The following is a 1,198-nucleotide window of genomic DNA, read 5'->3' as shown; positions in this document are numbered from 1 at the left end:
CACCTCGCCTGGACGGCCGACCGGATCGCCGAACTGGATGGCCATACCAGCCACCTCGCGCCGCTCTGGTGGGCCGGTGCCTTCGCCTGGGGCAGCCTGGCTGGGCTGGCCGGCGATCAATGGAGCCTTGGCTTCGTCGTCGAAACGGAGCGCCAGGTCGAAGCCCACTTGGCCTCGCATCTTCAACGCCTGCCTGAGGCCGACGCGCCATCCCGCGCCATCGTCGACCAAATGCGGCGCGAGGAAGCCGAGCATGCCGACGCGGCCGTTGCCGCCGGAGCGCGGCCATTGCCCGCGCCCATTGCGGAGCTGATGCGCGCGGCAGCCAAGGTCATGACGACCGTGGCTCACCACATCTGATCAGACCTGGCTCAAACTTCAGTGACCTCGAAAGAGGTACTGATGGCCGAGGTCTTGGCCAGCATGGCTGTCGCCGAACAGTATTTCTCGTGCGACAGCGCCACTGCGCGCTCGACGATCTCAGGCTTCAGCCCCTTGCCGCTGACGATGAAGTGAAAGTGGATGGCTGTGAAGACCTTGGGATCGCTGGTGGCGCGCTCGGCCTTCAGCGTCACCTTGCAGCCACGCACATCATGGCGGCCGCGCTTGAGGATGAGCACCACGTCATAGGCCGTGCAGCCACCCGTACCCGCCAGCACGGTTTCCATGGGCCGCGGCGCCAGGTTGCGCCCGCCACCGTCCGGCGCGCCGTCCATGCTCAGCACATGACCGCTACCGGTCTCGGCCACGAAGCTCATGCCACTCGGGCCCTCAGGACCCAGCCAACTGACGGTGCATTCCATGGTCATCTAGAGTCAAAGCTCCAATTCGTTCACGAAAAATATTGCAGCGCAGCATAACTCGGCGCTAAACTGCCACTCAAGCGAAAACGTTTTCGCACCGATTGTCTCCTCCACCGCCTCCATGGTGGATTCAACCCGAGCTTGCAAAAGCTCGGGTTTTTTTTCGCCGAAGGCAGGCAAGCGGCGCCGCATGAGGGTCTCCCCTATCATGCGGCGCCGCAACAAGACACCATGGAGAGACGATGAGCGCCCCCTCGCGCCGACGCCAGCCCCCCGCCAAGGCGCCGTCCAGCACGTCATCTCAGGTGCCCGCGATGCTGCCGCCCGGCAGCAGCTATCTGCAGCGAATCCTGAACGCCCGGGTCTACGAAGTCGCCCGCGAGACCCATCTCCAC

At 64.6% G+C, this 1,198-nt stretch carries 3 protein-coding genes; 1 reads left to right on the top strand and 2 read right to left on the bottom strand.

Annotated features, from left to right (window positions below):
* On the top strand, positions 1 to 360 hold a 360-nt coding region (coq7, locus tag ACXJKR_RS32935), incomplete at its 5' end, for a 2-polyprenyl-3-methyl-6-methoxy-1,4-benzoquinone monooxygenase (protein WP_457326442.1).
* 11 nt (positions 361 to 371) lie between these two features.
* Here coq7 and ACXJKR_RS32930 read toward each other — a convergent pair.
* Both ACXJKR_RS32930 and ACXJKR_RS32925 read right to left on the bottom strand, forming a co-directional pair.
* The gene (locus ACXJKR_RS32930; RefSeq protein WP_056203625.1) at positions 372 to 803 is read right to left on the bottom strand and encodes an OsmC family protein; all 432 of its coding nucleotides are present in this window, start codon (positions 801 to 803) and stop codon (positions 372 to 374) included.
* Positions 804 to 815: 12 nt separating this feature from the next.
* Positions 816 to 995, bottom strand: a complete 180-nt coding sequence (locus tag ACXJKR_RS32925) for a hypothetical protein (RefSeq protein ID WP_457326441.1) — start codon at positions 993 to 995, stop codon at positions 816 to 818.
* Between the last annotated feature and the right edge of the window lie 203 nt (positions 996 to 1,198).

It is taken from the genome of Roseateles sp. P5_E11 (assembly GCF_054049355.1).
Note: the sequence above shows the minus strand (reverse complement) of the source record. Positions and strands in the feature narration are given on the sequence as shown.

Bases quoted from the DNA above. Each gene is read 5' to 3' on its own strand.
- ACXJKR_RS32930 (WP_056203625.1), bottom strand. From the start codon at position 803: ATGGAATGCACCGTCAGTTGGCTGGGTCCTGAGGGCCCGAGTGGCATG.
- ACXJKR_RS32925 (WP_457326441.1), bottom strand. From the start codon at position 995: ATGCGGCGCCGCTTGCCTGCCTTCGGCGAAAAAAAACCCGAGCTTTTG.